At 34.7% G+C, this 20169-nt stretch carries 17 protein-coding genes, 1 tRNA gene and 2 pseudogenes; 5 read left to right on the top strand and 15 right to left on the bottom strand.

Annotated elements, in window-relative coordinates; all coding sequences use genetic code 11:
• Window positions 1–95: 95 nt before the first annotated feature.
• The 10 genes and pseudogenes from ACFIQC_RS03470 to ACFIQC_RS03515 form a co-directional block, all read right to left on the bottom strand.
• Window positions 96–224: pseudogene (locus tag ACFIQC_RS03470) on the bottom strand (MBL fold metallo-hydrolase); the annotation flags it as partial.
• Window positions 225–280: 56 nt separating this feature from the next.
• Complete coding sequence (locus ACFIQC_RS03475; RefSeq protein ID WP_375606871.1) at window positions 281–640, bottom strand: hypothetical protein; 360 nt, start codon at window positions 638–640, stop codon at window positions 281–283.
• A gap of 109 nt (window positions 641–749) precedes the next feature.
• Window positions 750–1559 carry an MBL fold metallo-hydrolase gene (locus tag ACFIQC_RS03480; protein WP_375706744.1) on the bottom strand — a complete coding sequence of 270 codons (810 nt, stop codon included), beginning with the start codon at window positions 1557–1559 and terminating at the stop codon, window positions 750–752.
• A 10-nt stretch (window positions 1560–1569) separates the two neighbouring features.
• Window positions 1570–2343 (bottom strand): TatD family hydrolase, encoded by a 774-nt coding sequence (locus ACFIQC_RS03485; RefSeq protein ID WP_375706745.1) that lies wholly within the window; start codon window positions 2341–2343, stop codon window positions 1570–1572.
• On the bottom strand, window positions 2333–3892 hold the full coding sequence (gene metG, locus ACFIQC_RS03490; RefSeq protein WP_375613425.1) for a methionine--tRNA ligase: 1560 nt from the start codon (window positions 3890–3892) through the stop codon (window positions 2333–2335). Before metG ends, ACFIQC_RS03485 begins: the two co-directional genes overlap by 11 nt.
• 76 nt (window positions 3893–3968) lie before the next feature.
• Entirely contained in the window at window positions 3969–5012 is a 1044-nt protein-coding gene (locus ACFIQC_RS03495; RefSeq protein WP_375613424.1) for a DNA polymerase III subunit delta', read from the bottom strand.
• Window positions 5009–5653 carry a dTMP kinase gene (gene tmk, locus ACFIQC_RS03500; protein WP_375629841.1) on the bottom strand — a complete coding sequence of 215 codons (645 nt, stop codon included), beginning with the start codon at window positions 5651–5653 and terminating at the stop codon, window positions 5009–5011. Before tmk ends, ACFIQC_RS03495 begins: the two co-directional genes overlap by 4 nt.
• A 28-nt stretch (window positions 5654–5681) precedes the next feature.
• Complete coding sequence (locus ACFIQC_RS03505) at window positions 5682–6845, bottom strand: D-alanyl-D-alanine carboxypeptidase family protein (protein ID WP_375628125.1); 1164 nt, start codon at window positions 6843–6845, stop codon at window positions 5682–5684.
• Between the two features lie 1089 nt (window positions 6846–7934).
• The gene (locus ACFIQC_RS03510; RefSeq protein ID WP_375610370.1) at window positions 7935–8834 is read right to left on the bottom strand and encodes a septal ring lytic transglycosylase RlpA family protein; all 900 of its coding nucleotides are present in this window, start codon (window positions 8832–8834) and stop codon (window positions 7935–7937) included.
• Between the two features lie 538 nt (window positions 8835–9372).
• A tRNA-Lys gene (locus ACFIQC_RS03515) sits at window positions 9373–9448 on the bottom strand.
• 1211 nt (window positions 9449–10659) lie between these two features.
• On the opposite strand from ACFIQC_RS03515, the gene lexA reads away from it, so the two are divergent.
• Window positions 10660–11364, top strand: coding sequence for a transcriptional repressor LexA (lexA, locus tag ACFIQC_RS03520; RefSeq protein WP_375693136.1), 705 nt, complete (start codon window positions 10660–10662; stop codon window positions 11362–11364).
• Window positions 11365–11823: 459 nt separating this feature from the next.
• On the top strand, window positions 11824–13137 hold the full coding sequence (rimO, locus tag ACFIQC_RS03525) for a 30S ribosomal protein S12 methylthiotransferase RimO (RefSeq protein WP_375629851.1): 1314 nt from the start codon (window positions 11824–11826) through the stop codon (window positions 13135–13137).
• A 532-nt stretch (window positions 13138–13669) separates the two neighbouring features.
• On the opposite strand, the gene ttcA is transcribed toward rimO, so the two are convergent.
• From ttcA to ACFIQC_RS03545, 4 genes and pseudogenes are all read right to left on the bottom strand, one after another.
• The gene (gene ttcA / locus ACFIQC_RS03530; RefSeq protein ID WP_375634106.1) at window positions 13670–14545 is read right to left on the bottom strand and encodes a tRNA 2-thiocytidine(32) synthetase TtcA; all 876 of its coding nucleotides are present in this window, start codon (window positions 14543–14545) and stop codon (window positions 13670–13672) included.
• 267 nt (window positions 14546–14812) lie between these two features.
• Window positions 14813–15430, bottom strand: a complete 618-nt coding sequence (gene rpsD / locus ACFIQC_RS03535) for a 30S ribosomal protein S4 (protein WP_273722651.1) — start codon at window positions 15428–15430, stop codon at window positions 14813–14815.
• 170 nt (window positions 15431–15600) lie between these two features.
• Window positions 15601–16428 carry a glutamate racemase gene (gene murI / locus ACFIQC_RS03540; protein WP_375640802.1) on the bottom strand — a complete coding sequence of 276 codons (828 nt, stop codon included), beginning with the start codon at window positions 16426–16428 and terminating at the stop codon, window positions 15601–15603.
• Window positions 16421–17258, bottom strand: a pseudogene (locus tag ACFIQC_RS03545) (RNA methyltransferase). The gene murI and the pseudogene ACFIQC_RS03545 overlap by 8 nt, the downstream one beginning before the upstream one ends.
• Before the next feature lie 302 nt (window positions 17259–17560).
• Between ACFIQC_RS03545 and sfsA the strand changes: the two are divergent.
• Genes sfsA through radC form a run of 3 tightly spaced genes read left to right on the top strand, consistent with a single transcriptional unit; the run spans window position 17561 to window position 19912 of the window.
• Window positions 17561–18277 carry a DNA/RNA nuclease SfsA gene (gene sfsA, locus ACFIQC_RS03550; RefSeq protein ID WP_375611922.1) on the top strand — a complete coding sequence of 239 codons (717 nt, stop codon included), beginning with the start codon at window positions 17561–17563 and terminating at the stop codon, window positions 18275–18277.
• Entirely contained in the window at window positions 18270–19100 is an 831-nt protein-coding gene (gene map / locus ACFIQC_RS03555; RefSeq protein WP_375629859.1) for a type I methionyl aminopeptidase, read from the top strand. Before sfsA ends, map begins: the two co-directional genes overlap by 8 nt.
• Before the next feature lie 17 nt (window positions 19101–19117).
• A complete protein-coding gene (gene radC, locus ACFIQC_RS03560) occupies window positions 19118–19912 on the top strand; it encodes a DNA repair protein RadC (RefSeq protein ID WP_375621267.1) in 795 nt (264 codons plus the stop codon).
• A gap of 44 nt (window positions 19913–19956) precedes the next feature.
• Here the strand turns inward: radC and ACFIQC_RS03565 are convergent, their stop codons facing one another.
• Entirely contained in the window at window positions 19957–20169 is a 213-nt protein-coding gene (locus ACFIQC_RS03565; RefSeq protein ID WP_375621268.1) for a DUF3126 family protein, read from the bottom strand.

Genomic DNA, 20169 nt, shown 5'->3' on the forward strand with positions numbered 1-20169 from the left:
TTTAATGAGATTTAAATAGAGCAAAAGTAAGATTAAAATTTTAACAAATATACTATCAACAAAAATATATTTCGTTAATAAGTTCACGCATCTGTTTAAAAAGTAAGACCTTGATATGCAGGTTTTACATAGGATGGGACGTAATTTACGACCACATTGTAATTATGTGTGAGTAGAGCTTCAATGATGAGAACATCCAAATCCATTAATTTCGATTTGGTCTTTAAGGTATATTCCTTAAAGACCAAAAAATGAAATTACATATGATAAATAAGAAAAATTACTGTACTATTTTACAACGTTTCATACGTGCAAGATCACTCAAAACAGCATTACGATTATTTAAAGCCGAAATTTCATTGCTTTCACTGGATTTAGGATCCATAAAAAACAGAGCAGGTAAAAATACAACACCTGCCGCTGCTAAAGCTACATTTTTATTTCTTGCTGTAGAACGCTCTCTAATTGTATCATTAATCTGTCGTTTATTAGCAAAAAACTCCCGTTGAATATCGGTGCAACTCATTGATCCATCATGTAATGTTGTCGTTGCAATATTTTTTTCTAAACGCCCCCCACATGCTGTCAAGGAAACTGCTAAAACGGCAATACATACACCCCGCTTAAAATTCTTATACATAAAAACCTCATTTTAAACATAAAAAAGTGATATTTATGTCAAAAATAAAACAAAATAAAGGATAATCTTCAAAAAACTTTATTTAACGTAAAATATTGTATGAATAAGCTTATGCAGTTGTTTCGAAAGTAAGACCTTGATATGCAGGTTTTACATAGGATGGAACGTAATTTATAACCTTATTGTAATCCAGCGATCTGTCCATATGTGTGAGTATTGCTTGTTTCGGCTTTAAATATTCTATCCACTGTAATGCTTGATCAACAGAAAAATGACTCGGATGGGATTTAAATTGAAGAGCTTCAATGATGAGAACATCCAAATCCATTAATTTGGATAAAGTTTTTTCAGGAAATTCACTAACATCCGTACAATAGGCAACATTCCCAATCCGAAAACCTAAGGAATGAATGTTTCCGTGGTGTTGTAAATGTGTATTGACGCTTATTTCTCCGCCCTGCCCCTGAATAATAAATTGGCTATCTTCATTGATAAGATGCTCTTTTAAAATGGGAGAATAAGATGAATCTTCTGGAGTTTGAAAACAATATCCGAAAGCACTTTTGAGATGCTCTAGTGTAAATTTGTCGGCATAGATATCTATTAAACATTTTTGTGCAAGTGCATAGCTGCGTAAATCATCAATACCGTGGATATGGTCTGCATGAGAATGCGTGTAAAGAGCAGCATCAAGATGGCTTACACGCGCATCGATCATTTGTGAGCGAAAATCTGGACCTGTATCAATAACGATCGTTGTTTTGTCTCCAGAAGGTTTAATACGTTCAACTAATAAAGAACTTCTGTAGCGTTTATTTTTAGGGTTATTCGGATCACATGTTCCCCAATCACCATTAGGTCTTGGCACTCCTGGAGAAGGACCACAACCTAATATTGTAAATCGGTATTGATCACACATATCTTTTGCCTTATTTCATTTTGCTAAATAAACGAAAAGCATTACGCGTTGTTATTTGAGCTGTTTCTTCAATGCTTAAGCCAATTGTTTCAGCCAAAACAGCTGCTGTATAACATACAAAAGATGGTTCATTTGTTTTGCCCCGATGGGGACTAGGTGCTAAGAATGGAGCATCTGTTTCCACTAACAAATGCTCATGGGGTACAATTTTTGCTATTTCACGGATTTCAAGTGCGTTTTTAAAAGTAAGAATACCCGAAAAAGAAATATAACCACCAAGTTCAATTCCAGCACGAGCAAGTTGCATTCCAGACGAATAACAATGAAGGATAAAGGGAAAAGCTCCTTCTTTTATCTGTTCACGTAATATTTTCTCCATATCGATATCGGCATTGCGTGAATGTATAACAAGAGGAATCTGTGTTTTTCGAGAAGCAATGATATGTTCTTGAAAAACTTTCTTTTGCTCTTCTGGTGTAGAGTAATCATAATGATAATCAAGGCCCCCTTCCCCAAACGCAACAATTTTAGGGTGATTCGAGAGCTGTATAAGCTCTTCCGCTGTAATATTTTGTTCTTCATGCGCGTGATTGGGGTGTGTTCCAACGGAACAAAAGACTTGATCATAGCTTTGCGCAATGGCTAACAGTTTATCTAACTTATGAACATGGGTTGAAATTGTTATCATACGTTTAACTTCAGCATCTAAAGCCCGTTGGATAACATTATCCAAATCTTGTGAAAAGTCTTCAAAATCAAGATGACAATGTGTATCAATCAACATGATGAGTGTTTTCTTTCTTCAAGATATAACGAGGAAAAATTGGTTCTGGTGGTGGAAGATCAAGCCCTTCTTGAATTTTTGAATGACTTATATGATACAATAACCGATCATCTTCAGCAACCGCAAGGCTATCAAGAAGTTTCGTTGCTGATTGGGGTATGAAAGGCAAAAGCATAATTCCTATTCTCCGCAAGATTTCTACAGTTATATAAAGAACTGTAGAAAATCGTTCTCGATCGTTTTTACGTAAACTCCAAGGTTGTTCGTTGGCAAAATAGCGATTGGCATCTGCTACAATTGAAAAAATAGCTGAAAGTGCTAAATGCATACTATAAGAAGACATAGCTTGGTGTACAGTTTCAAGTACTTGAAGAGATTGTTCTAAAAGCTGTTTATCTTGAGCTAAAAATGAAGCTGGTTTCGGGACTTGTGCATTACAATTTTTGGCAATCATAGACAAACAGCGCTGTGCTAAATTACCAAGATCGTTAGCAAGATCAGCATTAATACGGTTCACAAGGCTTTCATGACTATAACTACCATCTTGTCCGAATGGCACTTCACGGAGAAGGAAATAACGGACCTGATCAAGACCATAATGATCAACCATTTCAAAAGGATCAACGACATTTCCAATAGATTTTGACATTTTTGCACCACGATTAAGTAAAAAACCATGTGCAAAAATATTTTTAGGCAATTCAATTCCAGCAGACATTAAAAATGCCGGCCAATAGACTGCATGAAAACGAATAATATCCTTACCAATAATATGCGTATTTGCAGGCCAAAAATCACGTTTTTTTGAATTTTCATTGAAAAAACCTATTGCTGATAGATAATTTGTAAGCGCATCAACCCAGACATACATCACGTGCTTTGGATTCTCAGGAACAGCAATTCCCCAGTTAAAACTTGCGCGTGAAATAGAGATATCTTTTAAACCTGATTTGATAAAACTTATAATTTCATTACGCCGCTCAAATGGAGCAATAAAATCAGGATGTTTTTCATAATATTCAAGAAGAGCCTTTTCATAATGAGAAAGTCTAAAAAAATAACTTTCTTCTTCATTCCATTCAACTGGAGAGCCTAATTCTTTCTCACGACGGATGTTGTCTGCTCCAATTTCCGTATCTTTTTCTTCATAATAGGCTTCTTGGCGAACCGAATACCACCCCGTATAACGACCGAGATAAATATCGCCATTTGCTTCCATCTTTTTCCAAATTTCTTGACAAGCTTGATAATGGCGTTCTTCTGTCGTACGGATAAAATCATCGTTAGAACAATTTAATACTGCAAGCATTTTTTGAAACACCGCACTATTACGATCTGCAAGTTGCTGAGGTGTCATGCCTAATGCAGCTGCGGTTTGTTGCATCTTGAGACCATGCTCATCTGTACCAGAAAGAAAAAATACATTTTTTCCGTTTAACCGTTGAAAGCGGGCTAAAACATCGCTTGCAATGGCACTATAAGCATGTCCAATATGTGGAGCACCATTAGGATAAAAAATGGGAGTTGTTATGTAATATGTGTCACGCATGTCATACTCGTTGTAAAACGCTATAAATAGAAGATATAATGACATAACGCTTGTTCATCGCATTGTCACGGAAAAACTAATTCTCATGAATGATCTTATGAACTTTAAAAAGTAAGTTAATAACAAACTGCTTTTTATCGAGATTAAACAGTTGTATTTCCTCTATTTCTTGATGAATCTCCTGCCATTTTTCCGCATATTTTTTTGAGAGAAATAAGTCTCCCTTTTCAACGAGCATGATAGCTTTTTTTTGAATTTTATTAAGAATTTCATCACAAAATTGTTGAAATTGGAATGTAGAAGAAGCAGATGAAAATGTTTGTGCAAGAGTATGTACAATTGTTGCGTTACAAACAGGTTTCTCTAGGAGAGCATCAATTGTTTTAATAATTTCAAGACCGCCATGGCAAATAAGTAAAGCGGCTTTTCGAGGGATTCCTTTAGATTTTTTAATAATCATTTCAATTGTTTTTTCATCAGGTAAATCCTGATCGGCGAAAATATGTATAATAACTTTTTTCATTTCATCGTTATTCAATGGACGAAAAGAAATTTTTTGACACCGTGAATGGATTGTTGGAAGCAATTTTCCTGAAGAATGTGCGATAATAACAAATAACGTTTTTGTAGGTGGTTCTTCAAGTATTTTGAGAATTGCATTTGCTGCATTTCTATTCATATCATCTGCAGAATCAATAATAACAATACGCCATCCATTATCTTGCGATGTTCGACTTAAAAAATGCATAATATCACGGATATCATCAACGAGTATTCCTGTTTTAAACTTTTGCGTTTTCACATCAAATCGACGTGAAATATACAAAAGACCAGGGTGACTTCCTTGTGTAATTTGGCGCCATGGGGTAGAATAAGGATCGGGTTTGAAGAAAGAACTCTGTTGAAAACTTAAAATGTTCCAAGCAAGATGAAAGGCTAATGTAGCCTTTCCAATCCCGTATTCTCCTTCAAATAATAATGCATGATGCAAACGCTCTTCTTTAAGCATTTGTGTCAAAAAATGACGCACATCCTCATGACCAAAGATAACATTGTTCTGGGATGGTGATAAAATTGTATCAATATCATCATATTGGCGTAAGGTATTTAAATTACTCATGAAAGCTGATCCAACAATACCTGATGACAAATATTTTTTATTTGATGAGCAATAGCTTCCACTGAGCCAGTGGCATCAATGACTCGAAATCTATGGGGTTCTTGTTTGGCCAATTGAAGAAAAGCCTGACGTCTTTGTTCTTGAATTTCCAACTGATCTTTTTCAAAATAATCAATTTCTTCTGTTTTTTTTCTTCGCAAATTTGCACGCTTCATACTACACATTGCTGGCATATCTAATAAAAATGTTAAATGAGGCAAAATACCATTGAGCGCAATACACTCTAAAACAGAAAGAAGAGAAGAACTGACTCTATTATTGAGTCCTTGATAAACGCGTGTAGAATCAATAAAGCGGTCACATAAAACGATTTTACCTTTTTGCAAAGAAGGTGCAATAACTTCATGAAAATGGTCGACACGTGCAGCTGTAAACAAAACAGCTTCAATCAACGGTCCATACTGTCGCGCCTGCCCCGACAACAAAATATGCCGGATTGCTTCTGCTCCTGGCGTTCCTCCTGGTTCTCGTGTTGTAACAACATCATAACCTTGGTGAGAGAGAGACTCAGCAAGTAAAGAAATCTGCACCGTTTTTCCTACCCCCTCCCCTCCTTCGAATGTAATAAAATAACCTGACACGTATGACCTTAACCTTATTAGCGCGTAACTACAAATATTTCCGTAACCATCCAATTGTTATTTCATAGAATGCATTTTTTACTTTTGCAAAGAAACTTCCTTCCTGAATATTCATTCCGGCAAAAACTGGTTTTTCCAGAAGAATCTTTTTATCTTCTAAAATTTGAATAACACCAACTGATTGCCCAGAAACGATGGGGGCTTTCAATGGACCATGATATTTAATTTTTGCTTTAACATTTACTTTTTTTTCATTCGAAAGCATAAAACTTATTGGTGTTTTAACAATGAGTGGAACAAAATTTTTCTTACCACCGTAAACAGAAGCACGACCAACCGTTTCTTCTTTTGTGAAAATTGTTTTGAGATCAAATGCCGTCATCCCCCATTGAAGAATGCGTTCTATTTCTTTTGTATATTTTTTACCATCTTGCAAACCATTGATTGCTAAAAAAAGACGTCGATGATTTTTAGAAATGGTGGCAACCATTGAAAAACCTTCTTTTTCACTGTAGCCAAAACCAAATCCTTCTACACCAATTTCCTTAGAAATAAGAGGGTTTTTATTACGTTGAAAAATATTATTCCATGTAAAATGAGGCTCACAATAAAGTGCATAATAATCCGGATATTCCTGAACAATATGACGTGCTAATATAATCATATCACGCACAGTTACAAATTGTCCCTCTTCGGGTAGCCCTGTAGCATTAACAAAATGACTCTGAGATAATCCGATTATTTTTGCGCGCTGATTCATCAGTTTTACAAAATGATCTTCATGTCCTGATATTCCTTCAGCAAGAATAATAGCAGCATCATTTCCATTCACAATAATTAAACCACGTAAAAGATCAGAAACACTGATTTCTGTCTTTATCTTTGCAAACATAGTGGTTGTACCGGAAGGTGCTCCACCTTTGCGCCAAGCATTTTCACTGACCTTGAATTTCTGCGTACTTTTTAATAATCCTTTTTTTAATTGATGAAATACAACTTCTGCTGTCATCAATTTTACTAATGAAGCAGGAAAAAAAGGAATATCACTTTGTTTTTCATAAAGTATTGTCTCTGTATCATCATCGAGTAATAACAGTTGTGATGCGGGAGTTTGAAAATCTTGTGCTCTCCCCCACGTATCAAATGCCAATACTCCCCATAATATCAATAAGATCCTTAATGCTGTATACATAGCTGCTCCTCCCATCCCAAAGATCAACATAAAGAATCTTATATAGGAAAAAACTTTTTGATTTCTGAAAATTGAGGAATTATTTACAACTCATAAAAAGATTTTATTTTCATTTAGCTTTAGAAAAAATAATATGATACGTTTTTTATCTTCCATGTAGGTTCAATTTAACATTTTAAATGTATGAGAGACAAAAGATTTTTTCCTATTTTTATTGATAGTATTTTGATTTGTTATGATAAATTATCATTTTAAAATTGAAGCTAACTCAAAATACTGTAAGATTCTTTCATCCCCTCTTCTCATATTGAATTCATTAAAAATCGCTTACTTACGGGTCATAAGTAGGGTTCGTATATGGATAAAAATTATTAAAAAAGAGAGTAAAAATACTTCTTATAAACCTCTCAAGTGTTAAGAATTATCGCACAAAACATCGGGGACTTGCAAAGTGTATGATGGTGTCGATTTATATCTTCATAAGAGTAAAGATGCTGATGTCTAAAGGCGTTAACAGTTATACCATTCACAGGCGCTGTCGCAAAATAGGCTTGTAGCGTGTTAAAGTATGTCTCTTTTAAATAAGTCCATGAATTGGCAATGTAAGTGTATTTTGTTTGAGACGCTCTGTTTTTCGTGAGGGAACTTACTCCATTAAAGAACATGATAAACAAAAGCATGAGATAATGCATAATCTTTTCATAAGATATTACCGTAGATACTTTAGAAAGATGCAAGGCCGAATCAAAAGAAAATATTTTTTTACTTGTTAAGCTTTTTATTCCTCTCAAATCGATTGTACAAGTTGTTTTAGAGATTACACAAACAGACTGACACAATAATTTACCTTCGTCTAGCAAAAGCTATTACAGCAAGAAAAGTACACGCTTTATTAAGCAAGCAATATCATAAAACGACGAATAGACCAGCAATGGAGTGGAAAGGCCGTACTGAATTTATAATAATAGAACCCAACCACGCTTTTTGAAAAGGACAAAGCGCTTTAAGATAAAAATCCTACACTAAATCCGTAATTTCTTACCTTTTTTACTAGAAAATTATATAGATAAAAAATCAATGCATTTTTTCTTAAAACAGTTGTAGCCAATTAACCTTTGTTTTTTTGTTTAGCTTATTTATAGAAGCAACTTGATCGAATGGTATCGGCTTATCAACCATGATAGGACCAATTTCTGGCAATTTAACTGCAACAGTTTTATTACGTTGTTCTTGTTCAACAGCAGCTGCTTTAGCTAATTCTTTTTTGTTCCTTGTATTGCGCTGCTCTTTTAACAAAACAGTTTCTCTTTTTTTCGCAACATTTTCCGACGCTAATGAATATGGGGCAGCATTTCCAGGAGTATAAGAGGACATTAAATATGCAGCATCATAATAGCCAACAGGTGCTTCAGCAATATATTCTACTTTAACATCTGCGACCCCCCTATCTACATACCCCAATATTGCCGCAGCTTGCCTTGATAAATCAATGATTCTGTCTTTCATAAAAGGTCCGCGATCATTCACTCTAACAACGATTGAAGACCCATTTTTCAAATTAGTAACACGAGCATAGCTAGGTAAAGGCATTGTAGGATGAGCAGCAGTCAAAAGATTCATGTCATAAATTTCACCGTTGGCAGTTAAACGTCCATGAAAATCTGAACCATACCATGATGCTTCGCCAACACGTTTATAAGTTGGATCACTTTGAGGATAATACCACTTTCCTTTTATTTGATAAGGTTTACCAACAATCGCTCGTCCACGCTTTTTTTCTTCCGATTGATTCTTCTTATTAGATACTTGTTGAGGTAGTACAGAAGTGTTTACGTTAATTGGTTTATTATGATAGGAATCTTTTATTGAAAAATTCATAGTTTGGCTTGCGCAACAAGATACCAGTGACTGAGAAATGACGATCATAGAAAACAATTGAAGTGTTGGTTTAATCATAAAAGTAATTTTCTTTTTTCTATTTGAAGGCATCTATTCAGTCCACTTATTTCTGTTAAGTACTACTTGTAAAAACCACGTCACGCTTTTTGTACGCAACGGAAGAATTTACGTTTTTAAATGATTCCCCTCGCGCATATACCACTCTTGAATTGGCCCCTTCTATCAAGAAATTAACGTATTGTTAACCTTTTTATGGTTTTCATACAAAATAAATGTACTATAGTAGATGTTAAAAAGATTAAAATTTAAACAAATCAACATCTTATAGAAAATTCATTTCATAATATAAGTGTGAATAAGTGGTGATTTTAGCAACTGTTTTGCGAATCATGTAATGCAGTGGGTATTAAAAACCACCTATGGATTGAGAAAATTAGAAACCGCATGTGCTGCTAACGCAGGTACAACCCTATCCGTAAGTTTGTTGAAAATGGAGACAGCATAGCACCGCTCTATTCCAAAACAGCTGATAGAAAATGACAGACTATAGAATCGATAAAAACTTCAAAAAGAATCAAAACAAAAAAGATTCTTAAACTTTTGATAGCCTATTGATATTACTTAAATTTGGTGAGCGCGCAGGGATTCGAACCCTGGACCTACTGATTAAAAGTCAGTTGCTCTACCAGCTGAGCTACGCGCTCTCACACAAGCTATCTAGTTTGCACACTATCTAATTTGTAGAAAGTGAAGGGAACATACGGTTGACTTTCCATTTGGTCAACACCTTTTGAAAAAAAATATTATTATTTTCTTCAGTTATCAATAATTTTCCGTTTTCGCCCCTTTACTTCATCATTGTATAAGTACTCTTTAATCTTCTTTTTGAAGTTTCAATAAAGGAAAAATTTCACTGCAAAATATTGCATAGATTCGAAGCGTTAAAATTATGAGAAATACCCCCTTCCCCTCACATGGGTTGTTGAGCATAATGGGTAGAGAAGAAAAAATACCTTTTATCATAATATTATTTTTATATCTTTATATTTTAGTGTTCAATTTTCAAATATGAATACAGCTTTATAAGATAATATATTGATTTATAATAATTTATTATTTTTTACTTGAGTGAAAATTCTCAAATACTGTAAGTTTTTCTCATTTCAAATCTTTTTTATATTGAAACAATAAAAAGCATTTTCTTGACCGATATAAGCGAGAGAATAAAACTATAAAAAAGAAATGAAAATACCTTTTATGCCTCCTTTCAATAACCAAAAATTATCGCAACATTAGGGTTCATGAAAATAGTATATAGCGGTTGACACGTTAGACTTGAAAATGGAACAATGAGCAACAATGGCTTTGAGAGTATGATTTTTATTCATGTATAATGAATATATAACGAAAGCCAATTTATCCTATAGAATCAAGTAGATATGAAGAAAAAATTTAGTCTCATTGAAAATATCCCGAATGACTATAAATTATGCTCACTATTAGAGCTGTAGATAATTTTACTAAGAATAAAAAAGCAGAAATAATATGCAGTATGCAAAATTATTTTAAGTGTTTTGAATATATAGAATGCCTTCTAATTAACTTTTTTATATCAAAAATTACAAAATACGTAGATATATTTTTAGAAGAAAAGGATAATACTAGTCACAAAATTTAGTGTTGGATAATTCAGTCAGAACTATAAAGTATATTTATACATTATTTAATATTAATGTAGATATACAGTATATAAATAATAATTTAAATATATCTATAAATAAACATATTGATTTATTAAACGATAAGATCAAAAACAAAGAAAATAATTTTGATTTGGCGATAAAAAATTGTAAAAGTATTATATATACATGTATTTTTACTTTACTAATTTTTATTATTTTGATTGGAATGTTGAATGCTAACATGTAAACAGTATGAGCTACTCTTGTTTATTCATAACCATATAAAAGAAACTGGTGTTCCTCCTTCTTTTGAAGAAATGAAAAATGCATTAGAACTTTCTTCAAAGTCTGGTATTCATAAGCTCATTATAGCCTTAGAACAACGAGGTTTTATACGTCGCTTGCCCAATCGTGCTCGTGCTGTGGAGGTGATTCGCCTCCCTGAAAAAATAACATTTAACCTTTCTTTAGCACGTAAAATTTCTCCCAGTATGATAGAAAGAAAGAAAAGGGAAATATCAAAAAGCTTGAGTCCCTTTGATGAAGAAGAAAAAAAAAATATCACCATTCCTATTATGGGACGTATTTCTGCGAGCGTACCCGCCTCTGCTATACTGCAACAAATAAACAGCCTTTCTCTTCCACTCGATATGGTTAATACAGGTGAGCACTACGCATTAGAAGTTAAAGATGATTCTATGATGGAGGCTGGTATCTTTGATAAAGATACGATCATTGTAAAACGTCAAAATACAGCAATAACAGGTGAAATTATTGTTGCGTTTATTGATAAAAAAGAAGCCACATTAAAACGTTATCGACGCAAAGGAGCTTCTATTGCATTAGAAGCCGCAAATCCTCATTATGAAGTACGGACATACGAATCCGAGCGTGTAGAAATACAAGGCAAACTTACCGGTCTTATTCGCAAATATTAAAAAATAAACCTTATAGTACGCGATAGATATCGCAGTAAGAAGCTGTTGAGTATTTTTTTATTGTGCCACACGCAATTGACTTCTTCTCCACAGCCAAAGATGCCCCCAATTCGGTTTATAAACAATCCAGATCCTTATCGAGCGGGTTTAATTTTCCCTTCCCTCCATGTTCTTCACTTAATGCAAGGCTTGACAAGTAAGTTTTAAAATATTCACCACGTACTTTGAAAAGAACTTAAATGCTTTGAAGGAAGCTGCCTTATATCATCATCCTCAATAACGGAATTTTACGATATAATAAGACAAAATTGTATGCATGCATAAAAACACATAAAATTTTGTAGAAAAAAATCAAATAACTTTGTAACAGATTGTATTGCATAGGTATAAAAATAAAGAACATTATTTTTAAATTAATAAAAGCGCAACTCAATCATTCATAGTAATTGTAGGATCATCATGGTAGCACCTCGTATTAGTTTTGTCTCCCTCGGATGCCCAAAAGCACTCGTAGATTCTGAGCGAATTATTACACGCCTTCGCTCTGAAGGGTATGAGATTTCACGTCAACATCAAGGAGCTGATGTCGTTATTGTGAATACCTGTGGTTTTCTTGACTCGGCAAGGAGAGAATCATTAGCCAATATTGATGAAGCTCTTAAAAAAAATGGAAAAGTTATTGTAACAGGGTGTCTTGGTGCTGATCCTGATGCTATTCGCCAAACATATCCTAATGTATTGGCTATTACAAAACCGCAAGCTTATGAAAGCGTTATAGAAGCTGTTCATACAGCAATTCCTCCTGTTCATGATCCTTTTCTTGATTTAGTTCCTCCCCAAGGTATTCGTTTAACACCTCGCCATTACGCCTACTTAAAGATTTCTGAAGGATGCTCTAATCGGTGTAGTTTTTGTATCATCCCTACACTGCGTGGTGATCTCACTTCACGTCCCATCAGCGATGTTCTTCGTGAAGCTGAAAAACTCGTGCAAGCGGGTGTAAAAGAACTTTTGGTTATTTCACAGGATACGAGTGCTTATGGTGTTGATCTTAAATATCTCGAAAATTCTTGGAAAGATCGTACAATCAAAACTAAATTCTTTGATCTTTGTCGCGAACTAGGCGATATGGGTATTTGGGTACGTATGCATTACGTTTATCCTTATCCCCATGTTGATGAAGTTATCGAACTTATGGCTGCAAAAAAAATTCTTCCTTATCTGGATATACCTTTTCAGCATGCATCACCAACTGTTTTGCGTCACATGAAGCGTCCCGCACTTATGGAAAAAACAAACCGTAGAATTGAAAAATGGCGGAAAATATGTCCAGATCTTACTTTGCGATCAACATTTATCGTTGGTTTTCCTGGTGAAACGAATGAAGATTTTAATATACTTCTAGAATGGCTAGAAGAAGCAAAAATTGAACGCGCGGGGTGCTTTAAATATGAAGAAGTAAAAGGAGCTGCCGCAAATGATTTGGGATTAGAAAATATTCCTGAAGAGGTGAAAGAAAACCGCTGGCATCGTTTTATGGCAAAACAACAACAAATTTCTACACATCTTTTAAAGAAAAAAATTGGAAAAAGACTCCGAGTGCTTATCGATGAAAGTCAAGGAAAAGTTGCCAAAGGACGTAGTCAGTACGATGCTCCAGAAATAGATGGTGTTGTCCATATATCATCACGACGCCCACTGCGTGTTGGTGAATTTGTCACCGTTAAAATCGAACAATCGGATGCCTATGACCTTTATGGTATAGCCGTTTAAAAATTTAACTCCTTCCCTGTCCTCAATGATGAAGATTTCTATCAGCATTAGTTTATAAAAAAGCGACTTTTCATAACAAGAACCGATCATGTGACTTACTTCATGAGAATTTATGAGCAATCCTTACTCTGAATGTTTGCTATACACTCCCAAAATACCAAGCAGTTATATATTCTCTTAATTTAATGCCTTAAAATGAGCTTTAAATGGCGGTGACGGCGGCGCAAAAGAATAAAATCCACAAGGCTCACCATTTTTAATTAACAAAAGAGCAAATCGACAACCGTACTATTTTCCCATTTTTCATATTACGACAGTCATTGGTTAGTGAAAGGAAACTTTTTTCAAGAGTGTTTTATGCACACAAGAACTTCCTTTGTGATATGCAAACGGATGTTTTTTATGGTTGCAATATAAGAGAATTTGAAACAAAACAATCTGACGATATTTAAATGAAAAAAATAAATTATCATTATAAATAAGTCTCTTATCTTAAACTCTTTAAACTTATTTTTAAAATATCTAATTTTTATTAACACGTTTTAAAATCAAAGAATTTCTTATCAAGCAAATGACTTGGGCGTACATTTGTTAAAGCGCGAATCATCGTATCTTTACGTCCTGGCATTTGTCTTTCTATATTTTTCAGCATTTCTTTCATTGCATTACGTTGTAATCCATCTTGACTACCGCAAAGATTACAAGGAATAATTGGAAATTGCATTTCTTGAGAAAATTTTTCCATATCTTCCTCAGCAGCATAAACAAGAGGACGTAATACAAAAAGATCTCCTTCATCATTTTTAAGTTTTCCAGGCATGGCAGCTAATCGGCCACCGTGAAACAAATTCATAAAAAATGTTTCTAAAACATCATCACGATGATGACCTAAAACTAATGCAGAACATCCCTCTTCACGTGCAATACGATAGAGATTACCACGTCGTAATCGAGAACAAAGTGAACAATATGTCTGCGACTCTGCCAATTTATCTGTAACAATGGAATAAGTATCCTGATATTCAATACGATATGGAATTTTATAAGAACTTAAAAAGTCTGGAAGAATATGCTTAGGAAATCCTGGTTGCCCTTGATCAAGATTACAGGCTAGAATTTCAACGGATAAAAGACCTCGCCACTTTAAGTCTAAAAGAAGCGCTAATAAACCATAAGAGTCTTTTCCACCCGATAAAGCAACAAGCCATTTTTTCCCTGTAGAGAGCATAGAAAAATCATCCAAAGCTTGTCGCATATGACGTAAAAGTCGTTTGCGCAATTTATTAAATTCTACGCTTGAAGGAGCAACACGAAACATTGGATGACAATTATCTGCTTCGCTTATTAAAGGATCATCTCTCCCTTTGTTTTCTTCTATTGCCTGATATTCAACTGAAACATCATTCATAATACCATATCCTGCACAATAAACGGCTCGTTTTGCAAAGATAAAAACAAATATTAAAGCAAGCTTACATTTATGTTTTTTGAATTTATAAATTAGATACACAAAAAAGAAATGGAACTATACAAATTTATGACTATAAAACATAGCAATAAACTTAATATAGAACCATTTACAAAAAGAACTTATTAACTTCAAATATTGTAAGAATAACACAATATTTTGAAGTTATCATAATAGAAGAGAGAAACAATTTCTCTTACAGAAAAATTATCGAGAATAAAATTCAACAACCAGATTAGGTTCCATTTGCACAGCATAAGGAACATCTGCAAAAGCAGGAATACGTGTAAAGGTTGCTTTCATCTGTTTATGATCTGCTTCAATATAATCAGGGACATCACGTTCTGCCAATTGCACTGATTCTAACACTAAAACAAGTTGTTTCGATTTTTCCCGAACCTCAATAACATCACCTGGTTTACAACGATAAGATTGAATGTTTGTACGCCGCCCATTGACATTAACATGACCGTGATTGATAAATTGGCGAGAAGCAAAAATCGTAGGTACGAATTTTGCACGATAAACAACAGCATCCAAACGTGATTCTAACAGACCGATAAGATTTTCGCCAGTATCGCCCCGTCGACGAGCTGCCTCTTCGTAGGTTTTATGAAATTGTTTTTCTGAAATATCTCCATAAAACCCTTTCAATTTCTGTTTAGCGCGCAACTGAACCCCATAGTCAGAAAGTTTTCCTTTACGACGCTGTCCATGCTGACCTGGACCATAATCACGACGATTGACAGGAGATTTTGGACGCCCCCAAATATTTTCTCCCATACGACGGTCAATTTTATACTTTGTTGTTTCGCGTTTACTCATCGCATTTCCTTATAAAATAAAACACGAGATCTTAAGACCCCAAGGAAACGCGCCCTCCTCTGCCTTTAAATACTAAAGACTGACAGAATACCTTAACATATCAATATGCAAAGTTATCCACGGGACACGTCAATTAATGCTATTTTCTTGAAAAAATAGCTAGATCATCATTATTGGTCTCGTAACCCAAAGTCAACTCCTTTCATGAGTTTTAAGCCAAATCCTTTAAACAAATTCTCCGTTAAAGAAGTGATATTTTTCGATGTCAATAACGCAAAATCTTGATATTTCTTTATATATTGATGGTGTATCTTTCCCGACAATGGTAATAAAGATCTGATATGTTTGGCGATCGCTTTCGCCGGATCAATCCACTCAACGGACCATAAAGCATGATCACGAAAGAAATTAATCAAAAAAGGATAATGTGTGCAGGCTAAAACAATAACATCCGTATATTGTCCATTTTTTTCCACAAAACATGGCAGGATTTCTTTTCTTAACTCTTCTGAATCGATAGATTTTCCCCGTAAATAATCTTCAGCAAGTCCAGCTAGCTTTTTACTTCCCACAAGCTGAACATGACACTGTCCAGCAAAAGAGTTAATTAATTCATTTGTATAAGCACGTTTAACTGTTCCAGGAGTCGCTAATACGGAAATAAAACCAGATTTTGTTTGTTCAGCAGCTGATTTAATTGCAGGAACCGTTCCTACAAAAGGGACATGAGGAAAATTCTGTCGTAAATCTGCTATCATCAGTGTAGAAACAGTGTTGCAAGCAATCACACATAAAGCTGGATTGTAACGTGTTAAAATATTTTTAAAAATCTTCAAAATACGCTCTTTCAAAATATTTTCTTTCCAATTTCCATAAGGAAATCCTGCATCATCAGCAACATAGATAAATTGCATGTCAGGGATAAGAATACGCGCTTCCCTGAATACTGTTAAACCACCAATACCGCTATCAAAAAAAAGAACAGGTCGTTCATCCATTAGTTTTCACACTTATTTTTAATTTTTTTACGATCACGCTCTTCCGGTGCTCTACTCCCTCGTGGATATTGTGGCGAAAAATGATCCAAAGAAGATATAATGCCTCGCAATAAACGAACCTCAGGTTCACTAAAGTTAGCGCGCGTAAAAACAGAGCGCAAATTTGCAAGCATTACTTCTTTACGTTCTGGTGGTCTAAAATACCCACGGATATTCAAAGCCTCTTCTAACTGAGATAAAAAACCATGGAATATTGTTTTATTTGCAGGTTCCATCTCTGCTGCACGAAATGCCGTATCGCTGACATTCTCTAAACCAGTTTTCATCCATTCGTAAGACATTAAAAGAACCGCTTGCGCAATATTAAGTGACGCAAAAGCAGGATTAACTGGAAAAGTAATAATTTCATCAACAAGGCTGATTTCATCATTTTCTAGTCCCCATCTCTCTCTTCCAAAGACAATCCCAGTCTTATGTCCGATACTTTCACGCTGACGTAATACGCTTGCTGCTTCGACAGCACTTTTTACAGTTTTAAATCCACATCTTTCACGTGCTGTTGTGGCAAAAACATAGTGTAAATCTGCAATTGAATCACGCAATGTGTTAAAAATCACAGCATTGTTAATGACATGATCAGCTTTACTTGCAGCAGCTCTAGCTTTTTCATTTGGAAACATTTCTCGAGGATTGACTAATCGAAGCTTAGAAAGTCCAAAATTTGCCATTGCCCTTGCGACCATACCAATGTTTTCAGGAAGCTGCGGTTCAACTAAAATAATAATGGGACCATTTGTTAAATTTTCACGATTCCTATTCGTTCCTGCCATCAATTTTACCTAGTTTCACTTAAACTATCTCCCTCTCCACTATTTTTACGAAACCTTTTTCACAATACTCTAATGCTGTTTAATAATAAATTATAGATAATCTATCTTTTCATTCAAAGATAATAGTTTCTAAACCTAATAATAAATTTTAAAAGCCATTAAAGTGAACGATGGAATTTATAACAATTTATATAAGATATCGTAGCGTTTTTTACATCAATTTTATCTTTTTTAATAGGGAACAGCCCCTATAAATCATAATCTCAGTTGAATTATGAAATCATAAATCCTAAAAAAGGGATATGCACTTTATTCCCAAACTTTTTCCTGCAAAGCTTATCCGTCGTTATAAACGTTTCCTTGCGGATGTTCAACAAGATGATCAGCATGTCCTCACCGTGTCTGTACCTAATACAGGATCAATGCTTGGATTAACAGCTTTCAATACCAATATTTGGCTTTCTTATCATAACAACATCAAACGAAAATATGCCTATCAATTAGAAATTATTGAAGCCGATAATACTTTGGTTGGCATTAATACGTCTTTACCCAATAAACTTGCGTTAGAAGCAATTCAAAACGGATTACTACCAGAATTAAATGGATATAAAACAATTTTAAAAGAACAACGCTATGGGACACAATCACGAATTGACTTTCTTTTACGTGATGACATTCTTCCTGATTGTTACCTAGAAGTCAAAAATGTTCATTTTATTCGTCAGAAAGGATTAGCAGAATTTCCTGATAGCGAAACAAAACGTGGTGCACGTCACCTTGATGAGCTCATAGGAGTTGTACAACAAGGAAAACGAGCTGCTATGCTTTATATTATTCAACGAGAAGATTGCTCAGCTTTTACAATTTGTCATGATCTTGATCCACTCTATGGACGTAAGTTTGATTTAGCATTAAAATCAGGAGTAGAATGTTATGCTGTAAAGTGTCATGTAAGTGTAGAAGGCATTTTTCCGATTCAGAGAGTAAAAATAGAAAATAGAAGAAACAATGACTGAGTATATCGAATATAATAAAATCCCTTTAAAATTTAATGGAAAAATCCGCATTTTCGATGATTATGCTTTTGCTAAAATGCGTGAAGTTGGTCGTATTGCTGCAGAATGCCTTGATGCGCTTACAGATATTATTAAGCCGGGCGTTACTACGCAAGAAATAGATGATTTTGTATTTATTTTTGGAGCTAAGCGAGGAGCACTTCCTGCTGATCTAAATTATCATGGATACAGCCATTCATGCTGTACATCTATCAATCACGTTGTCTGCCATGGCATTCCCAATAAAAGACCTTTGCAAGAAGGTGATATTGTAAATGTTGATGTAACCTTTATCCTTGATGGTTGGCATGGGGATTCAAGCCGAATGTATCCTGTTGGAAAAATTAGGCGTGCAGCAGAACGCTTGCTAAAAATAACCTATGAAAGTCTTATGCAAGGAATCGCTGTCGTTAAGCCTGGAGCAACGACAGGTGATATTGGAGCAGCCATTCAACAGTATGCAGAATCTGAACGCTGTTCAATTGTGAGAGATTTTTGCGGACATGGTATCGGCCAACTTTTTCATGATGCTCCCAATATCCTCCATTATGGAAATCCTGGAGAAGGAATTGAATTAAAACAAGGTATGATGTTTACAATTGAGCCTATGATTAACCTTGGTAAACCACAAGTTAAGATTTTATCTGACGGTTGGACTGCTGTTACCCGTGACCGCTCTCTGACAGCACAATATGAACATACAATTGGTGTTACAAATGAAGGGTATGAAATATTTACACAATCTCCTAAAAATATTTTTTATATTCCAAATTCCCATACCTAACGCAATGTAGAGATGTTATGGCTAAAAAATTAAATCAAAAAGAAGGTACTCAAAGTAATCACTTTGCATTAACATCGAGTTTTCCACTCACCCCAGTATCAGAAAGAAAAAGTGAAGAGCCTCAGAAAAACGCACAGCTTCATAAACATTATCAAGGCCATCGTGAACGTCTTCGGAAGCGCTATTTAAAGTCAAAAGGAAATGCAATTGAAGATTATGAATATCTTGAATTATTGCTTTTTCGCACAATACCCCGTGCAAACACAAAACCCATAGCTAAAAATTTGATAGCACGTTTTGGTTCATTAGCTGATGTGTTGGGAGCGGATATTCACCGACTTCAAGAAATTCCAGGATGTGGTCCCGCCACTGCAGTTGATTTAAAAATTATTTCAGATGTTGCTGGACGTCTTGCTCGTGCGCAATTGTTTAAGCGCGATATTTTTTCATCATGGGATAAAGTGTTAGCTTATTGTAAAGCTGTTATGGCTCACGAAACACGTGAACAATTTCGTATTTTGTTTCTTGATAAGAAAAACGGCTTACTTGCTGATGAGGTGCAACAAACTGGAACCATTGATCATACCCCTGTTTATCCTCGTGAAGTTATTTCTCGAGCTTTAGAGTTATCCGCATCAGGACTTATCTTAGTCCACAATCACCCTTCTGGCGATTCCACACCCTCTAATGCAGATATAACAATGACATATAGATTAAAAGATGCAGCAAATGCATTAGGCATTATTATCCATGACCATCTTATTATTGCACGAAATAACCATACGAGTTTTAAAGCGTTAAAACTTATATAAATCTTATGGGATAAAAAAGACTTCATTCAACTATGAATAACGAATCAATTTTCTAAATCAATATCTAATATAGCCATTGAGAAATTATAGGAGAGCTCATCTTCATCTTCATCTCGATAGATAATGCCTAAAAACTCATCTCCCATATAAACCTCACAAGAATCACTCTTTTTAGGCCGTGCTCTGACTTGCAATGCTGAGTTTTGGAATATATTTTTAAAATAATTATCAAGTTTTTTTATTTCATCAGCATTCAC

It is taken from the genome of Bartonella sp. AA126HLJHH, from assembly GCF_042197425.1.
GTDB lineage: Bacteria > Pseudomonadota > Alphaproteobacteria > Rhizobiales > Rhizobiaceae > Bartonella.

Excerpts from the sequence above, each read along its gene's own strand:
- ACFIQC_RS03475 (WP_375606871.1), bottom strand. The coding sequence starts at position 640 with ATGTATAAGAATTTTAAGCGGGGTGTATGTATTGCCGTTTTAGCAGTT.
- lexA (WP_375693136.1), top strand. The coding sequence starts at position 10,660 with ATGCTAACATGTAAACAGTATGAGCTACTCTTGTTTATTCATAACCAT.
- rpsD (WP_273722651.1), bottom strand. The coding sequence starts at position 15,430 with ATGAGTAAACGCGAAACAACAAAGTATAAAATTGACCGTCGTATGGGA.
- ACFIQC_RS03495 (WP_375613424.1), bottom strand. The coding sequence starts at position 5,012 with ATGAGTAATTTAAATACCTTACGCCAATATGATGATATTGATACAATT.
- ttcA (WP_375634106.1), bottom strand. The coding sequence starts at position 14,545 with ATGAATGATGTTTCAGTTGAATATCAGGCAATAGAAGAAAACAAAGGG.
- radC (WP_375621267.1), top strand. The coding sequence starts at position 19,118 with ATGGCTAAAAAATTAAATCAAAAAGAAGGTACTCAAAGTAATCACTTT.
- rimO (WP_375629851.1), top strand. The coding sequence starts at position 11,824 with ATGGTAGCACCTCGTATTAGTTTTGTCTCCCTCGGATGCCCAAAAGCA.
- map (WP_375629859.1), top strand. The coding sequence starts at position 18,270 with ATGACTGAGTATATCGAATATAATAAAATCCCTTTAAAATTTAATGGA.
- murI (WP_375640802.1), bottom strand. The coding sequence starts at position 16,428 with ATGGATGAACGACCTGTTCTTTTTTTTGATAGCGGTATTGGTGGTTTA.
- ACFIQC_RS03505 (WP_375628125.1), bottom strand. The coding sequence starts at position 6,845 with ATGTATACAGCATTAAGGATCTTATTGATATTATGGGGAGTATTGGCA.
- ACFIQC_RS03485 (WP_375706745.1), bottom strand. The coding sequence starts at position 2,343 with ATGTTGATTGATACACATTGTCATCTTGATTTTGAAGACTTTTCACAA.
- sfsA (WP_375611922.1), top strand. The coding sequence starts at position 17,561 with ATGCACTTTATTCCCAAACTTTTTCCTGCAAAGCTTATCCGTCGTTAT.
- ACFIQC_RS03480 (WP_375706744.1), bottom strand. The coding sequence starts at position 1,559 with ATGTGTGATCAATACCGATTTACAATATTAGGTTGTGGTCCTTCTCCA.
- metG (WP_375613425.1), bottom strand. The coding sequence starts at position 3,892 with ATGCGTGACACATATTACATAACAACTCCCATTTTTTATCCTAATGGT.
- ACFIQC_RS03510 (WP_375610370.1), bottom strand. The coding sequence starts at position 8,834 with ATGCCTTCAAATAGAAAAAAGAAAATTACTTTTATGATTAAACCAACA.